The organism is Clostridium sp. FS41 (assembly GCF_000954015.1).
Classification (GTDB): Bacteria; Bacillota; Clostridia; order Lachnospirales; family Lachnospiraceae; genus Enterocloster; species Enterocloster citroniae.
Map to the genome: position 1 here is coordinate 110,595 of NZ_JYHN01000006.1, position 21,382 is coordinate 131,976.

General features: G+C 50.2%; 19 protein-coding genes. 15 read left to right on the forward strand and 4 right to left on the reverse strand.

Annotated elements, in window-relative coordinates; genetic code table 11:
- The first annotated feature begins 59 nt into the window (after positions 1-59).
- From CLFS41_RS00855 to CLFS41_RS00870, 4 genes are read left to right on the forward strand one after another with little or no spacing between them, the layout of a single operon-like run.
- Positions 60-974, forward strand: a complete 915-nt coding sequence (locus CLFS41_RS00855) for a sugar ABC transporter permease (protein ID WP_007865211.1) — start codon at positions 60-62, stop codon at positions 972-974.
- On the forward strand, positions 974-1,813 hold the full coding sequence (locus CLFS41_RS00860; protein WP_007865217.1) for a carbohydrate ABC transporter permease: 840 nt from the start codon (positions 974-976) through the stop codon (positions 1,811-1,813). The genes CLFS41_RS00855 and CLFS41_RS00860 overlap by 1 nt, the downstream gene beginning before the upstream one ends.
- Positions 1,814-1,854: 41 nt before the next feature.
- Positions 1,855-3,393 (forward strand): alpha-N-arabinofuranosidase, encoded by a 1,539-nt coding sequence (locus CLFS41_RS00865; protein WP_045091152.1) that lies wholly within the window; start codon positions 1,855-1,857, stop codon positions 3,391-3,393.
- 22 nt (positions 3,394-3,415) lie between these two features.
- Positions 3,416-3,676 carry a DUF6171 family protein gene (locus CLFS41_RS00870; protein WP_007865220.1) on the forward strand — a complete coding sequence of 87 codons (261 nt, stop codon included), beginning with the start codon at positions 3,416-3,418 and terminating at the stop codon, positions 3,674-3,676.
- Between the two features lie 79 nt (positions 3,677-3,755).
- Here CLFS41_RS00870 and CLFS41_RS00875 read toward each other — a convergent pair whose 3' ends face one another.
- Positions 3,756-4,898 carry an alcohol dehydrogenase catalytic domain-containing protein gene (locus CLFS41_RS00875; protein WP_045091153.1) on the reverse strand — a complete coding sequence of 381 codons (1,143 nt, stop codon included), beginning with the start codon at positions 4,896-4,898 and terminating at the stop codon, positions 3,756-3,758.
- 521 nt (positions 4,899-5,419) lie between these two features.
- Here CLFS41_RS00875 and CLFS41_RS00880 point away from each other — a divergent pair.
- From CLFS41_RS00880 to CLFS41_RS00930, 11 genes are all read left to right on the forward strand, one after another.
- Complete coding sequence (locus tag CLFS41_RS00880; protein WP_152648992.1) at positions 5,420-6,490, forward strand: hypothetical protein; 1,071 nt, start codon at positions 5,420-5,422, stop codon at positions 6,488-6,490.
- Between the two features lie 23 nt (positions 6,491-6,513).
- The gene (ulaG, locus tag CLFS41_RS00885) at positions 6,514-7,590 is read left to right on the forward strand and encodes an L-ascorbate 6-phosphate lactonase (RefSeq protein ID WP_045091155.1); all 1,077 of its coding nucleotides are present in this window, start codon (positions 6,514-6,516) and stop codon (positions 7,588-7,590) included.
- Positions 7,591-7,619: 29 nt separating this feature from the next.
- Positions 7,620-8,747, forward strand: coding sequence for a tripartite tricarboxylate transporter substrate binding protein (locus CLFS41_RS00890; RefSeq protein WP_045091156.1), 1,128 nt, complete (start codon positions 7,620-7,622; stop codon positions 8,745-8,747).
- A 75-nt stretch (positions 8,748-8,822) separates the two neighbouring features.
- Positions 8,823-9,299 carry a tripartite tricarboxylate transporter TctB family protein gene (locus tag CLFS41_RS00895; protein WP_045091157.1) on the forward strand — a complete coding sequence of 159 codons (477 nt, stop codon included), beginning with the start codon at positions 8,823-8,825 and terminating at the stop codon, positions 9,297-9,299.
- A gap of 54 nt (positions 9,300-9,353) precedes the next feature.
- On the forward strand, positions 9,354-10,853 hold the full coding sequence (locus tag CLFS41_RS00900) for a tripartite tricarboxylate transporter permease (RefSeq protein ID WP_143111146.1): 1,500 nt from the start codon (positions 9,354-9,356) through the stop codon (positions 10,851-10,853).
- A 51-nt stretch (positions 10,854-10,904) separates the two neighbouring features.
- Positions 10,905-11,585: a ribulose-phosphate 3-epimerase gene (locus tag CLFS41_RS00905; RefSeq protein ID WP_045091159.1), complete on the forward strand. Its 681-nt coding sequence runs from the start codon at positions 10,905-10,907 to the stop codon at positions 11,583-11,585.
- On the forward strand, positions 11,575-12,384 hold the full coding sequence (locus CLFS41_RS00910) for an AraC family transcriptional regulator (protein WP_045091160.1): 810 nt from the start codon (positions 11,575-11,577) through the stop codon (positions 12,382-12,384). Before CLFS41_RS00905 ends, CLFS41_RS00910 begins: the two co-directional genes overlap by 11 nt.
- Positions 12,385-12,434: 50 nt before the next feature.
- Positions 12,435-13,505: a transaldolase family protein gene (locus tag CLFS41_RS00915; protein WP_045091161.1), complete on the forward strand. Its 1,071-nt coding sequence runs from the start codon at positions 12,435-12,437 to the stop codon at positions 13,503-13,505.
- Positions 13,502-14,632, forward strand: coding sequence for a hypothetical protein (locus CLFS41_RS00920; protein WP_045091162.1), 1,131 nt, complete (start codon positions 13,502-13,504; stop codon positions 14,630-14,632). The genes CLFS41_RS00915 and CLFS41_RS00920 overlap by 4 nt, the downstream gene beginning before the upstream one ends.
- Positions 14,633-14,678: 46 nt before the next feature.
- Positions 14,679-15,800: an iron-containing alcohol dehydrogenase family protein gene (locus CLFS41_RS00925; protein ID WP_045091163.1), complete on the forward strand. Its 1,122-nt coding sequence runs from the start codon at positions 14,679-14,681 to the stop codon at positions 15,798-15,800.
- Between the two features lie 3 nt (positions 15,801-15,803).
- Positions 15,804-16,535, forward strand: coding sequence for a sulfite exporter TauE/SafE family protein (locus CLFS41_RS00930; RefSeq protein WP_045091164.1), 732 nt, complete (start codon positions 15,804-15,806; stop codon positions 16,533-16,535).
- A gap of 102 nt (positions 16,536-16,637) precedes the next feature.
- On the opposite strand, the gene CLFS41_RS00935 is transcribed toward CLFS41_RS00930, so the two are convergent.
- The 3 genes from CLFS41_RS00935 to asnS form a co-directional block, all read right to left on the reverse strand.
- Positions 16,638-18,500 carry an AAA family ATPase gene (locus tag CLFS41_RS00935; protein ID WP_045091165.1) on the reverse strand — a complete coding sequence of 621 codons (1,863 nt, stop codon included), beginning with the start codon at positions 18,498-18,500 and terminating at the stop codon, positions 16,638-16,640.
- Between the two features lie 4 nt (positions 18,501-18,504).
- Positions 18,505-19,575, reverse strand: a complete 1,071-nt coding sequence (locus CLFS41_RS00940; protein ID WP_045091166.1) for a metallophosphoesterase — start codon at positions 19,573-19,575, stop codon at positions 18,505-18,507.
- A 62-nt stretch (positions 19,576-19,637) separates the two neighbouring features.
- Complete coding sequence (asnS, locus tag CLFS41_RS00945; RefSeq protein ID WP_045091167.1) at positions 19,638-21,029, reverse strand: asparagine--tRNA ligase; 1,392 nt, start codon at positions 21,027-21,029, stop codon at positions 19,638-19,640.
- Between the last annotated feature and the right edge of the window lie 353 nt (positions 21,030-21,382).

Consider the following 21,382-nt stretch of genomic DNA (forward strand, 5'->3'; position numbering starts at 1 on the left):
GGCTGCCGCGTCCGGTCAGAACCGCCGCGGCAGCCTTGGCATGAGGAGGTAAGGCATTTATGAATCAGAACAAGGAGATAAGGGGTTTTCGTAAGATCTTATACAGTAAAAAGGCAGCGCCGTATCTGTTTTGCCTGCCGTTTATCATATCGTTTTTAATCTTTTTCCTCTATCCCACCATTAATACGGTGCTTATGAGCTTCCAGAAGATAGAGGGATTTAACAATGTGAAATGGATCGGCCTTAACAATTACAAGCGTCTGTTTAATATCCACTTTTACAATGCGCTGAAATCCAGCACCATCTACATGGTATGTATGGTCAGCATCATGCTGATCCTTCCCATCACAATTGCCACATTTTTAAACTCGAAAATACTGAAGTTCAAAAACTTCTTCAGGTCAGCCATATTTGTGCCAACCCTTACATCCGTTATTGTGGCAGGTATTGCCTTCAGGCTGATGTTCGGGGAAACGGAAGCCGGTTTGTTCAACTCCATTATCTTAAAGCTGGGCGGGGAGATTGTAGCATGGAAAACAGGATATGTGACCGGAATGATCATGATGGTCACGCTGGCAGCCTGGCGTGAACTGGGCATCAATATGGTGTACTGCCTATCCGCGCTCCAGAGTATTCCCGAGGAACTTTACGAGGCAGCGGACATAGACGGAGCCAATGCGGTCCAGAAGTTTGTGTTCGTAACCATACCCCAGGTCAAACCCATCATTATCTATATCCTGACATTGACCATTCTCAATGGGTACAGAATGTTTACAGAAGGGTATGTGTACTGGAATGAAACCAACCCGGGGGATATCGGCCTGACCATTGTCCGCTACATTTACCAGCAGGCGTTCCAGAGAAATGATTTCGGCATGGGTTCCGCCATCGGCGTGGTGCTGCTGGCAATCGTACTCACCGTCAATATGTTCCAGCTGAACTTCTTTGGTCTGTTTAAAAAGGAGGATGCATAATGAAAGCGCGCAGAAGAATGATGTCCGTACTGGTTTTCATCCTGTTTATGCTGGTGTCCCTGATCATGCTGTTTCCGGTCTATTACCTGGTCATAGGATCACTTCAGGACGGGCAGGAGATATTCCGGGCAGGTATGAAGTTCTTCCTGAACCCGGGAGACATGAAATGGTCCAATTATCCCAACCTGTTCACATATAATAACGGGATCTATACAAGATGGTTTACCAACAGTGTCCTATATGCAGTGGCTTTTACCGTATGCGCGCTGTCTCTGTCCTCCTTTGTGGGATATGGGCTTGGAGCATATAACTTTAAGGGCAGGAACATGATCTTTGTGCTGGTCCTGGCCGTAATGATGATCCCCCTGGAGATCCTCATGCTTCCTCTTTACAAGCTGATCGTTAAGATTAAGCTGATCAATACGGTGGGAGGGATTATCTTCCCCTTTATGGTCGCCCCTGTGGCCATCTTCTTTTTCCGTCAGTTTGTATCCGGCATTTCACAGGAGTTTATGGAGTCGGCCAGGATTGACGGGTGTACGGAATTTGGGATCTTTTTCCGGATCGTGGTGCCGCTGATGAAGCCGGCTTTTGGGGCCATGACCATACTCCTTGCCATGCAGAACTGGAATGGTTTTGTTTGGCCCCTGATCGTGCTGAGGGACAGCGGCAAATTTACATTGACCATAGGAATTGCATCGCTGATCAATCCCTACAGTGCAAATTATGATGTGATGATAGCGGGCTCTGTTGTTGCAATCCTGCCCATCTTGATCCTGTTCTTATTTAACCAGAGATTCTTCATTGCCGGTCTTACGAGCGGCGGTGTTAAAGGATGATACAAATATTATTTACTAATCTTATTTAGGAGGACTGCAGTATGGCAAACCAGATCATTGTCAATGCAAAAGCAGAAAAGTCAACGATCAACAGAATGATTTACGGACATTTCGCAGAACATCTTGGAAGATGTATATATGACGGCTTCTATGTTGGGGAGGATTCCAGGATCCCCAATGTAAGAGGCATGCGGACCGATATCATTGAAGCGCTTAAGAAAATTAAGATCCCGTGCCTGCGCTGGCCGGGAGGATGTTTTGCGGATGAGTACCACTGGCGTGACGGCATTGGACCCAAGGAGTCCAGGCCATCCATGGTAAATACTCACTGGGGCGGTGTGGTGGAGAACAACCATTTTGGCACTCATGAGTTTTTTGACCTGTGTGAAATGCTGGACACGGAACCTTATATCTGCGGCAATGTGGGAAGCGGTACCGTGCAGGAGATGTCGGAGTGGATCGAATATATGACCTTTGACGGACAGTCCCCCATGGCGGACTTAAGAAAAAAGAACGGACGGGAGAAGCCGTGGAGATTAAAATACTTTGGCATAGGCAATGAAAACTGGGGCTGCGGAGGCCGCATGAGGGCAGAGTACTATGCGGACGAAGTGACCCGTTATAACCTGTATGCCAGGGATTACGGCGATAATAAGCTCTACCGCATAGGAGCCGGGCCCAGGGGCGCAAATTATAAATGGACGGAGGTCATGATGCGGGACGCTTCCATGTTCTTAGATGCGATTGCCCTCCATTATTATACAAGGGTGGGTGATAAGGTGATCATCGAATACCTTCCCGATGGAAATGAGCGTTATTTGAGGGATAATTCCAAGTCCCGGAAATCAGCCACTGATTTTGACGAGGACCAGTGGTTTGGCGTTATGAAAGCAGCTGCATTTACGGATGAACTGGTTTCAAAACACATTGCCATTATGGACCAGTATGATCCTGAAAAAAAGGTTGCGCTGATCGTAGATGAGTGGGGAACCTGGTTTGACAATGAACCAGGAACCAATCCGGGATTTTTATACCAGCAAAACACCCTTCGTGACGCGGTATCGGCCGGAATCAGCCTGAATATCTTTAATAACCATGCGGACCGCATCCACATGACTAATATTGCCCAGACCATCAATGTGCTCCAGGCCATGGTCCTTACAGAAGGGGAGAAGATGATCCTCACCCCCACCTACCATATATATGATATGTACAAGGTGCACCAGGATGCAAAGCTTCTGGATTTCGCAGTGCTTTCAGATGACTATGAGTGCGGCACGGAAAATCTGAAGCAGATCAATGCCTCTGTTTCCAAGGATTCACTGGGCAACATCAATGCCACCCTGGTCAACCTGGATCCAAACCAGATGGCGGAGGTGACATGCCATATCGCGGACTTTGGAATGATCTCAAAGGTGAGCGGAACCGTCCTCACATCAGGGGCCATGAACACCATGAATACCTTTGAACATCCGGACCAGATCCAGCCGGAGGAGTTTGGGGACTTTGTCATTGAGGGAAATACCATACACATTAAAATGCCTTCAAAGTCCGTTGTCCTGCTCACTGTAAAACGTTAGTCTAAAGAGGGGACAGGTTGAGATGGCAATAACCGGGGAAGTCTGTATTCCGTGCCTGCAGACAGGATTGTCCGACAGGGACTATGAACAGATCCTTAAGGATTATCTGGAATATATGGATGAGGATATAAAGACTCCTGACCATATCTATCAGGAAAGGCTGTCTGCTTGCAGCCAGTGCGGATTCCTGAGAAACGGAATGTGCAGGCTCTGCGGCTGTTTTGTGGCGCTGAGAGCAGCCAAAATACACAACCACTGTGCAGATACACCTGTGAAATGGTAAGGAAGGAATACAGAAACAGATCAGGAATACCCTGTCGGCATGACAACGATGATGGTTGTTATGCCGGCAGGGTATCTTTTTATGCTTTCACAAAGGGAACTTCCGGCTGCTCGTTGGGATAGAAGATAACCTTCACAGCTCCGCCCTTACGATTGACAAAGGTATCGATCCCCTGTCTGAACTGGGTGAGGGGGAAGGTGTGGGTAACCAGGTCCCTGACTCGCAGCTGGCCGGTTGCCATCAGGTTCACAACAGCAGGAGTCACATTGGGGTTGCCCCTGCTTCCAAACAGGGCCAGTTCCTTAAATGTGATCTTTTTCATGGGAATCTCCACCATGGTTCCCTCAGGCGGGGTGCCTAGAAGGGCAATACTCCCGCCCTTTTTACACATCTCAATGGCCTGGGCCATGGCGCCCTTGGCTCCGCTTGCCTCATATACATTGTCGGGCCCTATTCCTCCTGTCATTTCCACTACTTTCTGTACTACATCCACGCCGTCCCGTTCACATGCTTCAAAATCAATTGCCTTGTCCGGGTCGCAGGCTCCGGTGGCAACAGCAGCTTTCAGGCGGGCGCCCCGGCCCACTGCGATCACATGGGCGGCTCCAAGGCAGCGTGCGATCTTCATGGACATCAGGCCGATAGGGCCGGGCCCGATAACGCAGACCGTGCCTCCGGGAGTGACTCCGGCACGTTCCAGACCGTGGAAGGCAACACCGGCAGTGTCACACATGGCTGCTTCTTCAAAGCTTACATTGTCGGGGAGCGGGGTCAGGGACCCGCAGCTGTACCGCACATACTGGCAGTATGCTCCATAGGTGGTAAATCCGTAATGGCGGTGTCCGGTGCTGTCATTTCCGTAATTAAGGCAGAGAGAATAGCGCCCCTCCTTACAGTTTTTACACACGCCGCATCCGCGGTGGGCTTCTCCTGCCACCCGGTCGCCTACTTTCAAATTAAACACGCCGGGACCCACCTTGACAACAATGCCGGACCACTCATGTCCGATGATAAAGGGATACTCCTCCGGGCAATAGTGGTAAGGCTTCCCTTTTAAAAGCTTGGGGTCGGTACCGCAGATAGCAATTGCCATTACTTTACAGATAACCTCCTGGTAACCAGGTTCAGTTGGCGTCTCAATATCATGGCGGATCTCGTATTGATCATTGGTTCCTGTTAATACCACGGCGGTCATGGTTTTTGGAAGTACATAATGTTCCATTCTGTATCAGTCCTTTCTTTTAAATACCAGTTTTTACATAATAATGATTAAGGCCGGTTCTCAAAATCTGACTATATTCTACAATAGTTTTAAAGCAAATAGTAATATAAAGTTGCAAATAAATATGTAAAACCTGCTAAAACCACATGGATCAGGATCATAGGAAGAAATTACAATAAAAGAATGGACAAGCTCGGATAGAAAAGGCATAATAACCAATATAATTTACAAATATTTGAAATAACCCCCTCCTTAAATGGAGTTAAGTTATCTGAAATAAATAAAAAATAAGATATAAAATTATGTAAAAAATGATTGCTCCAGAACCGCACTAAAACTGTAAGAATATGTAAATAACAAAAAATCATCATCACTTCATTTGATTAAAAGCAAAATTTACATATACATAGACAAGTTTTAATGACTATGACCAGTAAAATCTCTTTACAATATAGTTATATAAAATGTGCGTTCGGAAGTTCCAAGAGTACGCTATCGGAAATGGGAGGAAGAAAATGCGGATGAAGTGGAAACGGTCTGTACTCAGTAAAATTGAAGGGATTTACTGTGTGGAAGTCCTTCATACCAATACTGGCATCAAGATAGCAGCCGCATCTGAACTGCGCCATGGGATCTGCAAGATCATTGATTTTAAATCACGGGAAGAGGAGATCGTGTGGAACGGCCCCGGAGGCTGCATGAATGTTGCCCAGTGGAAAGAGGACGGCAGCCTCATAGGTGTCCAGAATTTCTATAAAGGGGCCCAGGCCCTGGATGCCCAGGTGGCTGTCGCCTACAGAGAAGGACGGGGATGGGTTACAAAGGTCCTTGCAAAACTTCCATACCTGCATCACTGCGGTGTGGTATATGTGGAGGGACGGGCGTATGTGATCGCCTGCACCCTGTGCACCAAAAGAGAATTCCAGGGGGACTGGAGTCATCCGGGCAGAATACAGGTATTGGAGGTACCCGATCCGGCAGAGCATCCTGAGCCGGTGCAAGGCCCGGAGCCGGCGGACAGTTTTGGCGCACATGGAGACATCCGCATCATTCGGGACGGGATAACCAAAAATCATGGTTTCTGGCAGGGAATGCTGGACAACAGACAGGTGACCCTTGTATCGGGGAATGCGTTGTATTGTGTTACGGCGCCAAAGACAAAGGGGGATGATTGGAGGACAGAGGTTCTTATAGAACGGGAGATCAGTGATATTGCTGTGGCTGATATAGACGGTGACAGGGAGGACGAGATCCTGGCATTTGAAGGGCTTCATGGAAATCAGGCCACAATCAATAAGCGGGTGAACGGCCAATGGAAAGTCATCTATTCCTGCCCAATGGAATTTGCCCATGGAATCTGGGGCGGAACACTGTTGGGAAAACCGGTTTTTGTTATTGGATCCATGAAAGGGGAAGGAGAATTGTCCGTTCTGTCCTTTACCAGGGATCAGGGAAACGGTGCTTTTTTGCGGACCGTGCTGGAGACAGGGATCGGACCCAGCAATATACGGGGGCTTTCCCATGAGGGTAAGGATTACATCCTGGCAGCGGCAAGGGAAGCAGGTGAACTTGTACTGTTTGAATTATATTAGGAAGACGGAGGGGTAATATTTATATGTCATTAATAGATGATACAACGCGTGAGAGTTGGATACAGTCTGTTTTTCCTGAATGGGGAGAATGGCTTAACGAGGAAATTGGTGAGACCAGGGTTACACCCGGAACATTTGCCATGTGGTGGCTTGGATGCACGGGGATCTGGCTGAAATCAGAGAACAACACGGATATAGTGGTGGACTTCTGGGTGGGAAGAGGAAAGGTGACACAGGACTTTTCAAAGCTTCCTCCTCATTTGGGAGGACCGGATTTCCAGCTGAACCGGATGGTGGGAGGAAGGCAGAGGTTTCCCAACACAAGGATGATTCCGGTTGTGATGGATCCCTTTAAAGTAAGAAAACTGGATGCCTATCTGGTAACCCATAACCACAGGGATCACATGGATCCCAACTCTCTGGCTGCGATTTACCACAAGTTCCCGGATATTCCCTTTATCGGGCCTGAGTATGTGACAAAACAGTGGATTGAATGGGGGTTGCCAAAAGAAAGATGCACCACGGTAAAGCCGGGGGATGTGATAAAGGTTAAGGACTGCGAGATCGTGGTATTGGACAGCTTTGACAGGACCGTATTGCTTACTGCCCCGAGGGATGGGGAGCTGAAAGGCCATTGTCCGGATGATATGGACCGGCGCTCTGTCAACTACCTGATCAAGACGCCGGGGGGAAGTTTTTATCACAGCGGGGATTCCCATTTTTCCAATTATACATTAAGGCATGGGAAGCAGCACCAGATCGATGTGGCGATCGCATCCTTTGGGGAGAACCCGCCCGGACTTACGGATAAGATGACGTCCAGTGATGTTTTGCGCATGGCGGAGAACTTAAGATGTAAGGTCATCATACCGGTTCACTATGAGACCTGGAGCTGCTTTATGGCAGACACCAGAGAGGTGGATGTGCTGTATGATATGAGACGGGACCGGCTTAAGTATGAGTTTAAGCCTTATATCTGGCAGGTGGGCGGCAAGTTCGTGTATCCGGACAATAAGGATGACCGGCATTTTATGTTCGAGCGGGGATTTGAGCACGCAATGGAAGAGGAGCCGAATGTGTATTTTAAATCATTTTTATAAAGCGTTTAATTAAAAGAGGAGGAGAAAAAATGTTTAAGAGAGTGTTATCAATTACGTTGGCGGTGGGGTTGGCAGCAGGTCTCATGGGATGCAGCGGAGGGAAAAAGGCAGAGCCGGCAGCAACTCAGGCGGCATCCACCCAGGCAGAATCAGCCCAGGAAGCAGCAAAGGCGCCGGAAACAGCAAAAGAGGCTCCCGGGGCGGAGGGAGAAAAGAAGGAGTCAGAGGCCCCGGCAGCCGGTAACAGCGGACAGGCAGCCCCGGTCAAGGCGCCGGAAGGCTTTCCCAATAAGGATATCACGCTTGTGAATCCATACGAGGCAGGCGGCACATCTGATATCCCTGCAAGGATCTACGCCGACTATATCAGCGGTATCATGGATGGGGCCATGATGAATGTTACGGATGTAACCGGATCAGGCGGTGCGGTCGGCGCCCAGCAGGTAATGTCCTCACCTGGGGACGGATATACCCTTCTTGTGGCCCCGGCAGGTTATGCCATGCAGTATGCGAAGGGGTCCTGTGAATTTACATATGAAGATTTCAAACCTGTAAGCCTGTTTGTCACCTCTTATTTAGGGATGGCGGTGAATACCTCTTCCGGCATCAAAACCTATGAGGATCTGGTCCAGGCAGCAAAGGACAGGCCCGGGGAACTGAAATTCGGCGTGGCTACCGGCGGACTTCCTATGTTCTGTGTACTGGCAATGGAAAAACAGGAGGGCGTTGATTTTAATATTGTAGATATAGGGGGCACAACTTTAAAGGCTCCTGAACTCTTGAGCAATCGTATTGATGTGATGATCGATTCTCTGGCAGGGCTTACCAGTTATGTGGATTCCGGGGACTTTACGATCCTGGGATTATATGCGGATGACCGCTTTGCAAATTACCCGGATGTGCCTACCTTTGCCGAACTGGGGTATGAGACAAACGTGATGAACCAGGTATTTGGCATCTGGGCGCCAAAGGATACTCCGGACGATGTGGTGGAATACCTCTCCAGCCTGTTTGGGGCAGCCGCAGCGGACGAGGGAGTTCAGAAACAGCTCACGGACCTTACCTATTCCGCAAGCTATATTCCTACGGCTGAGTATGTAACTTATCTGGAAAAGATGTATGCTGATTTCCAGGAATTTGCGAAAGGGCTGAATTAAACGTAGTTTTGGGGCAGGATCCGTTCAGGCGGATTCTGCCTTACAGATAATGAAAGGCAGGAGAAGGATTAGGTAATGGGTGAAATATACTTTAATCTATTTTTATTCGTTGTAAGCATTGCGGGACTCATCAACACATTGTCCTGGCAGGTGATCAAGGACACCTCAGGAGGACCGGCAACTTATCCCCGGATCATTCTGACAGCGCTTCTGGCCTGTTCCCTGATTCGTATCATACAGATACTGAAACAGAAAAAGGAAGAACGACCGGACTTTATATTTATGGACCTGTTTAAAGGCCACAGAGGATTTTTTCTGCTGGCTCTGGTCGTCTATGTGGCAAGCCTTAATATATTGGGATTTATGATCGCCACCATTATTTACCTGAATGTTGTTGTGAACGTGATGATCTATTTTTCAAAGGGAAGCTTTAAGGTTGATAAATGGCTGTTTATCAGGGGAATCTGCCTAGTGGCAGCGGCCTATGGGGTGACATGGTTCTTCCAGTCCGCTCTTAGGGTCATGGTCCCCACAGGCATATTCGGGATTTAGAAGTAATGGGGCAGATCGGAAGATGAAACTGCCTGGTATAAAGGAGGTTATATTTTGGAGGCAATAATGTCAGTAGCGGGCTCCATCCTCAATCCAGAGGTAATGGCCCTGATGTGTCTGGGCGTGGTGGTAGGCATCATATTCGGAGCGATCCCCGGGCTCAATACACCTATTGCAGTAGCACTGCTGCTGCCTTTCAGTTTTGCTCTGGATACGGTTCCGGCCGTATCCCTGCTGATCGCAGTCTATATGGGAGGGATCTCCGGTGGTCTTGTGTCCGCCATTCTTCTTCGTATACCCGGGACCGCGGCAGCCATAGCGACAACCTTTGACGGGTATCCCATGTGCCAGAAAGGACAGGCCGCGGAAGCTCTGGCCATAGGAACCTTTGGCTCTTTTATCGGCGGACTGTTCAGCGCCTTTGCCCTCTGGCTCATCGCGCCGTCCCTGACAAAGATGGCAATCAAATTCGGGCCATGGGAGTATTTTGGAATCACATTCCTCTCCCTTTGCCTGGTCAGTGTGCTGATGGGGAACAACGTGGTTAAGGGACTGATCAGTATGTTGATCGGCCTGCTGCTGTCAACCGTGGGCATGAGTTCCATGGATGGTGTTGTGAAGCGGTTTACATTTAACTTTTACCAGCTGGAAGCAGGGCTTTCCATGGTAATTGTTATCATAGGGATCTATGCGGTGCCAGAGATACTGGCAACAGCGGGACGGCTTAGGGAGGATATGACTTCCGCCAATTTTGAAAAAAAGATATTCTATCTTCCAAGCAAAAAGAATATGCTGGGCTACTGGCCCTGTATTTTAAGAAGCAGTGTGATAGGAACATTTATCGGAGTCCTTCCCGGAATGGGAAGCTCTACAGGATCCATGCTGTCCTACGCGGCAGCCAAAAAGCTTTCCAAGCACCCCGAGGAATTCGGGCAGGGAACTCCCGAGGGTGTGTATGCCACGGAAGTTTCCAACAACGCAGTGACAGGTGGCGCCCTGATTCCTATGCTGAGCCTGGGAGTTCCCGGGGATTCGGTTACAGCAATTATCATGGCGGCTCTGGTCATGCAGGGAATCTCAGTTGGCCCCATGCTGTTTACAACTAATAAGGGGCTGATCCACACCCTGATCCTGGCTGTTTTTGTTGCCAATATACTGATGTTTGTGTTCCAAAGCTTTGGGATCCCCATTTTTGCCAGGATCGTACAGGTGCCCCGGTATTATCTGATGCCTCTTATTGCCATGTGCTGTGTCATAGGCTGTGTCAGCGTAAACAACAGGGTGTTTGATGTCTATGTGATCATTGTCCTTGGCATTCTCGGATACGCACTGGAAAAGAACCATTATCCCCTTCCGCCCCTTTTGCTGGGATTTGTGCTGGGCAGTATGGTGGAGCAGTATTACCGCCGTTCCCTGATGTATTATGGCAGTTTCTGGGGATGCATGAGCCAGTGGAGCGCAGGCTCCTTCCTGGTGATCGCAGCGGTTTTGATTCCTGTAGTCTCCTTTATGATGAAACACATGTCGTTAAAAAAGGCCGGAACAGGACAATAACAGGGCAGTAACAGGATAGCAACAGGATAGCAACAGATAGAGAGGTGGAACATGGCGTATAAAATATCGCCGTCCCTGATCTGCATGGATATGCTGAAGGTGGGGCAGCAGTTGGAGATCATGAACCGGTGCGCGGACTATCTCCATGTGGATATGATGGACTCCCGGTTTGTCCCAACCCTGGGACTGTTTCCAGGATTTGTGGAAGCCGTGGCGCGGGGAAGCAAAATACCTGTGGACTGTCATATCATGGTGGAAAAGCCCCTGGATTACATAGACCAGTTAGCGGCAGCGGGGGTTTCCGTGATTGTACCTCACGCAGAGACCATGACAACCGGGGCATTCCGCGTGCTGGACAGGATCACGGCCTGTGGATGCAGACCGGGAGTGGCGGTCAACCCGGCTACCAGTCTGGAGGCGGTAAGGCCGTATATACATAAGATCCGGCGGCTTACTATCATGACTATTGAACCGGGATTCCCCGGTGCGCCTTATATCCCGGAGATGGCAGAGAAGATCAGGGAGGCGGCAAGGCTGAGACGTGAACTGGGCCTGGATTTTGAAATTGAGATGGACGGTTCCCTGTGTTCCCGTAATTTAAAGGAACTAAAGGAAGCGGGATGTGATGTGTTCGTGGCAGGGACAGCGGCGCTTTTTGGAAATGGCCCTGACCTGGAAGCAAATTTTGCAAGCCTAAAAAAACAATTTGAGGATATTGAGTATGGGTGTTGAACAGAGGTTGATGACGTGCCGGTACAGAGATGGCGCAACAAGGCATGATATCCATTATCACAATGCATATGAAGTGACTTATGTGGTGTCCGGTCGGATGAATGTACGCATTGACGACATGCAGTATGAGGTCGGCCCCAATCAGCTGGTATTTATAAGTAATTTTGAGGAGCACCACTACAAGATCGTGGAGGAGCCGTGCTGCCGCTATTTTCTCATACTGGACACGGAACGGATCGACAGGCTTCTGGCCATTCCACAGCTCATATCCATATTAAAGAACCGCCCCGCAGGATTTGACCACTGTGTTTCCATGGATGGTCATCAGGAACTGATGGCCGCCCTGTTCTGGCAGCTGCTCCAGGAGAGCAAGGCAAAGGACAACCGGTATTACGAGGAAATGGTGGTGAATATCATACGCCAGATCCTTATTATGGCGGACCGCATCATAGGCGCATCCCATGACAGTGAGCAGCCCAAGTTCAAGATGGAAGTCTATGAGATCCAGAAATATATGGAAGAGCATTATGCGGAGGAAGTGCAGATCGGAAGTCTGGCGGAGATGTATTATATTAATCCTTATTATCTGTCCCATTGTTTCAAGCGTTCCACGGGATACAGCCCCAAACGTTTTCTGCTGCTCACCAGGATCGCAAAGGCAAAGGAACTGCTTTTGAACTCGGATCTGCTGGTAAGTGAGGTTGCATTTAAGTCGGGATTTTTAGACACGAATAATTTTATCCGGTATTTTAAGCGTGAAGTGGGAATGACCCCTAACCGGTTCAGAAAGCTGTATTAGAGCATTTTTCAGGTATGCTCATGGTAAAGTAAACAAAGGAGGTTTACATAATGGGAATGATAAGAGATATCCGGACTAAATTTCCGGAGACTCATATGTGGTGTGATTCATGTGCAGAAAAGGACCTTAAGTGGGGTATTGAACACGGGATCGTGGGAGCCACCACCAACCCGGTCATTGTGGGCAGTGTATTAAAGCAGGAACTGCCCATGTGGGAAAGCAGGATCTGCGAACTGTTTGCCAAGCCTGAGGTCACGGAGGATGAGGTGGCCTGGGAGCTGATCAAGGAGATGGGGATACGGGGAGCCGGTATGCTGCAACCATTATTTGAGGAAAGCAATGGCCGCTACGGACGCCTTTCCATACAGACCAATATAAAGAACTATAAAAACGCCGGGAAAATGACGGCCCAGGCAGTGGAGTTTTCCAAACTGGCCCCTAATATGCAGGTGAAAATGCCTGTATCACCGGCCGGGATCAAAGCGTTTGAGGAGGCCACGTACCAGGGTGTCAATATCAATGCCACCGTATCCTTTTCAGTGGCTCAGGCTGTGAAGGTTGCGGAGGCAGTGGAGCGGGGGCTGGAGAGAAGAAGGAAAGAGGGACTTGAGACAGAACACATGACCCCTGTGTGCACCATAATGATCGGCCGCATTGACGACTGGCTTAAGAAGGTGGTTAAAAGGGACAATATTGCCATTGACCCGGAATGCCTGGAATGGGCCGGAGTGGCTGTGTTTAAGCACGCTTATGAGATATTTGAGGAGAGGGGCTACCAGACCAGACTTCTGACCGCTGCATACAGAAACCATTATGCCTGGTCCGCTCTCATGGGGGGCAGGATATCCATGACACTGACCCGCTATTACCTGGAACAGGTGGAACTAAGCGGATTTGAGGTAAAGGAATCCATGAGTGCCCCGGTCAGTCCGGAGCTGGTCGCCCAGCTGAAGGATAAGCTGCCTGACTTTGTCCGGGCCTATGAGGAGGATGGGATGAAAGAGGAGGAATTTGAGCACTACGGCGCCTTTATTACCTGTCTGGAAGGCTTTTTTAAAGGATATGACGACCTGCTGCAGATGATCCGCCCGTATCAGTTTGGGAAACCCATAAGAGAATGAGATTTGAGAAGATAGCCGCAGGAGGGCTGGAGAAATGTTATTCTGTCAGTGCACTCCACATAGATGGAACATGTAAACTGCTTGCTGCTTCTGAGACTGATGGAGGCGGGGTGGTGATGGATCTGGATCTGACCAGGCCCTTTCCAACCCCTGGCGGAGTAATGCAGATGGCAGAGTGGCCCGGGAGCGGGGGTGGTTTTGCCTCCATATATGGATTTTTCCCGCCGTTTTTGGCAGCAGACTCCGGCCTGCTCCTGACCAATGCCCGGGAGGATGGGAGCTATGCCAGCAGGACGCTTTTTAAGCTTCCCTATCTCCATCGCTTTGAGGTGGTAAAGGCAGGAGATCAGAACTGGCTGGTCCTGGGAGTTCTGTGCAGGAAAAAGGAGGGGAAGGATGATTGGAGCAGCCCGGGCTACGTGGCGGTCCTTCCTGTGAGAGAGGATGGGAGCTTGGGGGAGGACTTTCGGGCAGGAGGGTCAGGGGGCGGCCGATCCCGGACAGAGCAGTCCATGGAAATCCTTCTGGACGGCCAGTTCCACAACCATGGAATGTGGAAGGGGATGCTGGACGGGCGGCTGACGGTAATGACTGCGTCAGATCAGGGGGTGTACGCGTTTGAACCCGGTGCGAAGATAAAGGACTGGAAGGTCCGGCAGCTTTTGTCAGAATCATGCGGCGAGGCGGCGGCTTTTGACCTGGATGGCGATGGGGAGGACGAACTGGTTACCATTTCCCCCTTTCACGGCGCCTGCTTAAGGGTCTATAAAAGAGGAACGGACAGTTCATCAGGCGCGGAATCCGGCAGTCTGCCGGGGATGTCCCCGGTTGGCCGGAACGGGCCATGGCATAAAATTTGGCAGTATTCCGGGGAACTGGAGTTTGCCCACTCACTTTGGGCAGGCCTGTTCCAGGGAAGAAGGATGATCATCTGCGGTCACCGCAGAGGAAATGGAAATCTACTGGCATTCTGGATAAAAGAAGGACAATGGCAAAGCGTTGTGGTGGATTCAGGGGCGGGGAGCAGCAATGTCTGCGTAACAGAGATCAGGGGAGTATCATTCCTTGTAAGCGCCAACCATGGACAAAACCAGTATGCGGTATATAAAATAGCAGAAGACCTATAACACAGGAAGATAATGGACAAGAAGATAATGGAATGGAGGGGATTGAATGAGCTGGAGTTTTTCTTTACCGGTAAGAATAGAATTTGGAGCAGGCAAGGTATCCGGGGAACTGGGACGCCTTTTAGAAGGGGAAGGCCTGTCAAACGGCCTGCTGATCAGTGATCTGGTATTTATAAAGAACGGGTTGGCCGATCAGGTGGTGGAGGCGTCAAAAGGCAGGATAACGGGTGTGTTCTCTGACCTGGTACCAAATCCTACTGTTGAGAATGTGGATACTTGTTCCGGGCTTGTCAGGGAGCGGGGATATGAGTTTCTGGTATGCCTGGGAGGAGGAAGCTCCCTGGACTGCGGAAAGGCAGTGGGAAGCCTGTGTAAAACCCAGGATTCCATACGGGAATATATGTATGGGAAAAAGACCTTTGGACCTGGGCATCTGCCCCTGATCGCCATTCCCACAACCGCGGGAACCGGCAGCGAGGTGACCATGGTGGCAGTGATCTCAGATGGGGAGAATAATAAGAAGATGCCTGTGGGAACCCCTAACTTTTATCCTGACCTGGCCATACTGGATCCCCGGCTGACATTGTCGCTGCCCCCCTCAGTGACTGCATCATGCGGGATCGATGTGCTGAGCCAGGCGCTGGAGGGGTATTGGAGCAGGAACCATCAGCCGGTATGCGATGCATGTGCGATCAGAGCGTGTTCCCTGGTATTTGAATATCTTGAAAGGGCTTATAAAGATGGAAATGACCTTGAGGCCAGAACCGCAATGTGCGAAGCCAGCCTGCTGGCCGGAATCGCATTTGCAGCGCCTAAGACAAGCGGGCCCCATGTGTGCTCCTATCCTCTTACCAGTATTTACCATGTGCCCCACGGTGAGGCCTGCGGTATAACCCTGGACAGCTTCCTGAGACTGAATAAGGATGCACAGGGTGGCCGTCTCCACCAGCTGGCAAAGATGATCGGCAGGCAAGACGCCTGTGAACTGGCGGATGATATCCTTGCATTAAAACAGAGGGCGGGACTGCGCTGCAGGCTGAGTGAGGCAGGGATATCAGAAGGTAACATTCCATCACTGGTCAAAGAATGCCATCACCCCAATATGGCTCTGAACCCGGTGGAAGTAACGGATGAGATTTTAGATGCCATGTTCCGCAAGCTTCTGTAAAACATGGATACCATACATACACTGGGCTTTTGCGGTGTCATGCTGCTGGCCTATCTTATCGAAGCCACATTGGGATTTGGGGGAACTGTGACCGCGCTTCCTCTGTGCAGCATGATCGTGGGGATTCATATCGCCATTCCGGCCATCACCGCTATTGTGTGTGCAGCCGCGCTGATGATCCTGGTACATGACAGGGCATATGTTGAGAAGCGCGCCTATACAGTCATGTTCCTTCTTATGGTATTGGGAATGCCCATAGGCATGGCTGCCTACTCCTGTCTCCCGGAGCGTCCGTTAAAACTTGCATTGGGAATATTTACTATTCTTGTGGCACTGAAGGGATTGTTCTGGCATGACAGGAGAAAGAAAACAGAGAAGCGGATCGGGTTTAGATATTATGTATGCCTGTTTCTGGGAGGCGTGATTCACGGGGCATTTTCCTGCGGCGGGGTTCTGGCGGTCATATATGCAAACCGGGCCATTACAGATAAGCGGTCCTACCGGGTGACCCTAAGCGCCATCTGGTTCTCCCTGAACCTTCTGCTTACGCTAAAAAACATAGTTACAGGCAGTATGACCCTGCCTGCAGCCAGGCTGTCTGTGTGCGGGCTTCCCTTTGTAGCGGCAGCTGTGATGGCAGGAAACCGGATGATCAGCCGGCTGAATACAAAAACCTTTGGAACCGTTGTCTATGTGATGCTGCTGGTGTCAGGATGCCTCCAGGTACTGAGATAGACAGACGGTGACGCAAAAAACGAACGCAAAAAACTCTCCAAGCCAAGGCGCCGGACGATACCGGACCCAGGCGGTTGGAGAGTTTTTTTATAAAGCTCATTGTCAAATCGTTATGAGGTGATACTTTACCTGATTGGCGGTTAAAAGCTGCGCTTCCCTTTGATGGCATGTAAATATGATGATCTGGCTGTCATATGCCTTTACCAGCCACTTAAGGGCGGTTCTTAACCGGTCGTCATCATAGAGCACAAAGCTGTCATCAAATATCAGGGGCATGGTGTCCCGTCCGTTCTGGACCAGTTTGGCAGCTGCCAGACGCACGGCCAGATAGATCTGGTCCATGGTGCCGCTGCTCACCTGCTCAATGGGGACCAGTTTGCCGGGCGTGTTCATGAACACATCCAGGTTCTCATCAATGCTCATGCTGCGGTAGATACCCCCTGTAATCCCGGATATCAGGTCGGAGGCCGTTTTGTTCAAGTATAGTCCAAAGGAATCACGGATGGAGGTGGACAGGGCGGTCATGGTATCCTGGGCCAGGTCGATGGCGTTCAGTTCCTCCTGGACGCGCTCATTCTCTGCCAGTACATGTTTCAGGGCCTCGGCCCTTGTCTTGCAGTCGGCCAGATGCTCCAGCTTCTTTTCCAGCTCCCACTGGATCCGCTGCTGTTTTTCAATCTCCTCCGAGAACACATCCTCCTTTGACTGCAGCTGCCCGATCTCCGCAGTGAGCTGTTCCAGCGTCTGCTCAGACTGCTCCACCGCCTTGCTGAGGCGGAGAAACTCTGCCATCTTGCCCTCCAGGGCATTCATTGCTTCCGGAGAAATGGATGAGTCCCCCAAATGACGGGCAAATATTTCCTGCAGCAGGCGTGTGTTGGTGTCCAGTTCTTTCTTAAACCGGCTGTTTTTGTTCAGCTGCACAATGGCTATGATCAGGGCAGCCAGGGCGATACCGCCTGCGATCCCCGCCGCCGCAGTCATGTGCAGGGGAACCTGTATCAGGGTGCGCACTGCCTGGGGCGCTGCCAGGCATGCGGCTGAGATCCCGGAACATACCAGTGTAATAAGGAACATGAACACTGCGCACACGGTCCTGGATTTCTTGCTGCAGGCCGCTCTGGCGCGGTCATATTCGCCGTACAGTTTTTTTGTATCATCAATATAGACCTGGACGGAAGCCTGGTCCGTGAACTGGCTGTTAAGGAGGATCTGGCGGCCCTTGGCAGCCTTTTCCAATAACCCTTCCTTTTCCCTCTGAAGGTGGTCCAACTGCTTTCTTACCTCGGTTTTCTTGGTGCGGCAGGCAATAAGCTGGTTGGCATATTCAGGTGCGGATATCTCCTGCTCCACCTTGCGGATCTCACCCAGAAGGCCGGTGTAGGTGCGCGCAGCCTCGGGTACAAGCTGGTTCTCCAGTTCCTTCCGCTGGGCCTTTAAGTAGGCAGTGGCCTTTGTTATGTTCAGGGCAATGCTGCCCGAGGTGTTAAGGTTGGCAATATAATTTCTGAGCTCGGACACCATGCCGCCCTCTGTGGCACATTTTAGCTGTCCGATGCTGATGGTGTTGTCATAGGCTGTCTCAGACAGGCCGCAGCGCAGCTGGTCCAGCAGGGCCTTGGTGGGCTCTACCTCCCTGCCCAGGGTCTCATTGACAATGGTAAGCTCCCTGCTGCGCTTATGGAACCTGCGCTGGATGCGGTACACCTGTCCTTCGCTTTCCAGGCGCAGCCATCCCTCGTAGGTACCGCTTCCCTGCCAGGGCTCATATCTGCTGTAGGTGTCGTTTCGTGCGGCGCGCCCCCGCTGGCGCTCCAGGCCAAACAGCATACCCTTGATAAATGTGTGCAGGGTGGATTTACCGGCCTCGTTTTTGCCATACACCACATTCATTCCATCCTGAAAGGAGATGTCCTGGTCGTGGAGTTTGCCAAAGCCGTCAATATGCAGACTCAGTATCTTCATGGGTTCAGCTCCTTTCATCCGTGGTGCGAAGCAGTGCATTGACCCCGTAGTACAGCGCCTTTTTCTCCACCGGGCTCATGTCGTCTTTTTGAAGGGCCTGGATATAGAACCCGATCATATCGCTGGAATGTTCAGCAAACAGGGCTGAAAAATCATATTGAGGTTCTGAGTCATCGATGATCTCAGCAATTCTGAAACGTGAGGATAGCTGCTCCAGATCAAATTCAATCTCAGGGTCCCTCATGCCTTTTAGACGGAAGCGGTAGATATTCTGTTCCCCGCGGTTTTGGATTTCCCTGGCAATCCGGTCGGACAGTTCGCCGTTAGTGGTGTCCTTGGACACATTCACTGCCAGGGGAACATACTGGAGACTGGACGCCGGAACAAACTTAAGGCTGAGAAGCTTTCTGGTAACAGGATGGATCTCGCCCATATAGTAGCCGTGAGGGCCTGTCTCAGTGAGGTCCAAAGGTTCCGGGGAGCCGCAGTATGCCATTTTCCCCTCCACCACGATATGGGGCTTGTGGATATGCCCAAGGGCTATGTAGGAAAATGGGGACAGTTCCAGGCTGTTAAAACTGATGGGAAGGTGGGCCGGGTCACCGCCATGGGCCATGAGGATCTGGATCCTGCTGTTTAGGGGAACCTGGATGTCGTCCAGAAGCGGTTCCTTAATCTCAGCCCGGTGATAGCTGAAGCCGTGTACCTCTGTGTTAATATCTTCAAAGTAGGCAGAGGTCAGGTTCTCATCCATGAGGAATGTCACATTGGGACTCCAGGTAAAACTTAAAAGGGCGGAATTATCTCTTATACGGTCGTGATTGCCTGCTATGATAATGATCTTAACGGAAGGTGCTGTGGAAAAAAGATAATTGACCTCCTTTAAATCTTTCATCAGCGGCTGCCTGTGAAACAAGTCGCCGCTGATGAATAAGCAGTCCACATCCATCTCTTTTGCATTTTCAATGATTGTCCTGAAGGTATCTTTGATCGCCAGGGCCCGTTCCTTGCCCCAGGGTTTATTGGCATCCGGGCACATGCCCCAGTGGATATCCCCAGTGTGGATGAATTTCATGTCTGCCTCCTAAATTAATTGTGTGTACTCCCGGAGTCTGGAGATTCCGAGAGTACACTTGTTTACAGCTCGCAGTTGTTTACGGTTCTTGGGAAGGGGATCACATCGCGGATGTTGCCCATTCCTGTGAGATACATAACGCAGCGCTCAAAGCCAAGACCGAAACCGGCGTGGCGGGTAGAGCCGTATTTGCGCAGATCCAGGTAGAAACCGTAATCGTCCTTGTTCAGGCCCAGTTCATCCATTCTTGCAACCAGCTTCTCCAGATTGTCCTCCCTCTGGCTTCCTCCGATGATCTCGCCAATGCCGGGAACAAGGCAGTCCACGGCGGCAACGGTTTTGTTGTCCGGATTCATCTTCATATAGAAGGCTTTGATCTCCTTTGGATAATCTGTTACAAACACAGGCTTCTTGAATACCTTCTCCGTCAGATAGCGCTCATGCTCGGTCTGAAGGTCGCATCCCCAGGATACCTTATAGTCAAATTCATCATTGTGCTTTTCCAAGAGCTCCACTGCATCTGTGTAAGTGATGTGTCCGAATTCTGCGTTCAGCACATTGTTAAGGCGCTCCAAAAGGCCCTTGTCCACAAACTGATTAAAGAAATTCATCTCTTCCGGCGCGTGCTCCAGCACGTACTTTATGATGTACTTAAGCATTCCCTCGGCCAGGCGCATGTTGTCGTCCAGGTCTGCAAATGCCATCTCGGGCTCGATCATCCAGAATTCAGCTGCATGGCGGGCTGTATTGGAATTCTCGGCGCGGAAGGTGGGTCCAAAAGTGTATACGTTGCGGAAGGCCATGGCATAGGTCTCAGCGTTCAGCTGTCCGCTTACGGTCAGGTTGGTGGGCTTATTAAAGAAATCCTGGCTGAAATCCACCTTGCCGTCATCTGTCTTGGGGATATTGTTCAGATCCAGAGTGGTGACCTGGAACATTTCCCCGGCGCCCTCACAGTCGCTTCCCGTGATCAGCGGTGTGTGCACATATACGAAATCCCGTTCCTGGAAATACTGATGGATGGCATATGCGATCAGTGAACGGACGCGGAACACGGCCTGGAAGGTGTTGGTCCTTGGACGCAGGTGGGAGATGGAGCGCAGATACTCAAACGAGTGGCGCTTTTTCTGCAGAGGATAATCGGATGCGGATGTGCCCTCCACCGTTACCTCTGCTGCCTGGATCTCAAATGGCTGCTTGGCATCGGGAGTGGCCACCAGGGTGCCCTTTACAATGATGGCAGTGCCTACGTTCAGCTTGGAAACCTCTGCAAAGTTGGAAAGGTTGTCGTGATATACAACCTGAAGGGTCTCAAAATAACTTCCGTCACTTACCACAATAAAGCCAAAGGATTTGGAATCACGCAGACTGCGGACCCATCCTCCTATCTGTATCTCCTTGTCAAGATATTCCTCCGGATGTTTGTAAAGTTCTCTTACGGTAATCAGATCCATGACTGATAATCTCCTTTTCTTTTCTCTCTATACAATACAGTATCCCCAATTCCCCAGGAAATGGACGGTAACTACATATAACGTGATTATAAGATATTTCCCGTAATGTTTCAAGGTTATTCTACCTTCCTCTTATAATGGCCTGCCTCCAAAGGACGGTACAGTGGAAGAATTTAACAGTCATACAAGAGGCGTTTATCTGATATGATGGGTAAGCGGGCCTTTTTGTCGAACCATGACGGTATGCGTCCTGGGGGAAGGGGGATATTTAGTGGCGGCTTAATAAATCAAACACTAGATATAGAGAAAACCGGTGATAAATGGAGAAATAAGGGAGAAAATGTCGGAAAAAT

Coding starts and splice junctions, on each gene's coding strand:
- CLFS41_RS00855 (WP_007865211.1), top strand. CDS start 60: ATGAATCAGAACAAGGAGATAAGGGGTTTTCGTAAGATCTTATACAGT.
- CLFS41_RS00860 (WP_007865217.1), top strand. CDS start 974: ATGAAAGCGCGCAGAAGAATGATGTCCGTACTGGTTTTCATCCTGTTT.
- CLFS41_RS00865 (WP_045091152.1), top strand. CDS start 1,855: ATGGCAAACCAGATCATTGTCAATGCAAAAGCAGAAAAGTCAACGATC.
- CLFS41_RS00870 (WP_007865220.1), top strand. CDS start 3,416: ATGGCAATAACCGGGGAAGTCTGTATTCCGTGCCTGCAGACAGGATTG.
- CLFS41_RS00875 (WP_045091153.1), bottom strand. CDS start 4,898: ATGGAACATTATGTACTTCCAAAAACCATGACCGCCGTGGTATTAACA.
- CLFS41_RS00880 (WP_152648992.1), top strand. CDS start 5,420: ATGAAGTGGAAACGGTCTGTACTCAGTAAAATTGAAGGGATTTACTGT.
- ulaG (WP_045091155.1), top strand. CDS start 6,514: ATGTCATTAATAGATGATACAACGCGTGAGAGTTGGATACAGTCTGTT.
- CLFS41_RS00890 (WP_045091156.1), top strand. CDS start 7,620: ATGTTTAAGAGAGTGTTATCAATTACGTTGGCGGTGGGGTTGGCAGCA.
- CLFS41_RS00895 (WP_045091157.1), top strand. CDS start 8,823: ATGGGTGAAATATACTTTAATCTATTTTTATTCGTTGTAAGCATTGCG.
- CLFS41_RS00905 (WP_045091159.1), top strand. CDS start 10,905: ATGGCGTATAAAATATCGCCGTCCCTGATCTGCATGGATATGCTGAAG.
- CLFS41_RS00910 (WP_045091160.1), top strand. CDS start 11,575: ATGGGTGTTGAACAGAGGTTGATGACGTGCCGGTACAGAGATGGCGCA.
- CLFS41_RS00915 (WP_045091161.1), top strand. CDS start 12,435: ATGGGAATGATAAGAGATATCCGGACTAAATTTCCGGAGACTCATATG.
- CLFS41_RS00920 (WP_045091162.1), top strand. CDS start 13,502: ATGAGATTTGAGAAGATAGCCGCAGGAGGGCTGGAGAAATGTTATTCT.
- CLFS41_RS00925 (WP_045091163.1), top strand. CDS start 14,679: ATGAGCTGGAGTTTTTCTTTACCGGTAAGAATAGAATTTGGAGCAGGC.
- CLFS41_RS00930 (WP_045091164.1), top strand. CDS start 15,804: ATGGATACCATACATACACTGGGCTTTTGCGGTGTCATGCTGCTGGCC.
- CLFS41_RS00935 (WP_045091165.1), bottom strand. CDS start 18,500: ATGAAGATACTGAGTCTGCATATTGACGGCTTTGGCAAACTCCACGAC.
- CLFS41_RS00940 (WP_045091166.1), bottom strand. CDS start 19,575: ATGAAATTCATCCACACTGGGGATATCCACTGGGGCATGTGCCCGGAT.
- asnS (WP_045091167.1), bottom strand. CDS start 21,029: ATGGATCTGATTACCGTAAGAGAACTTTACAAACATCCGGAGGAATAT.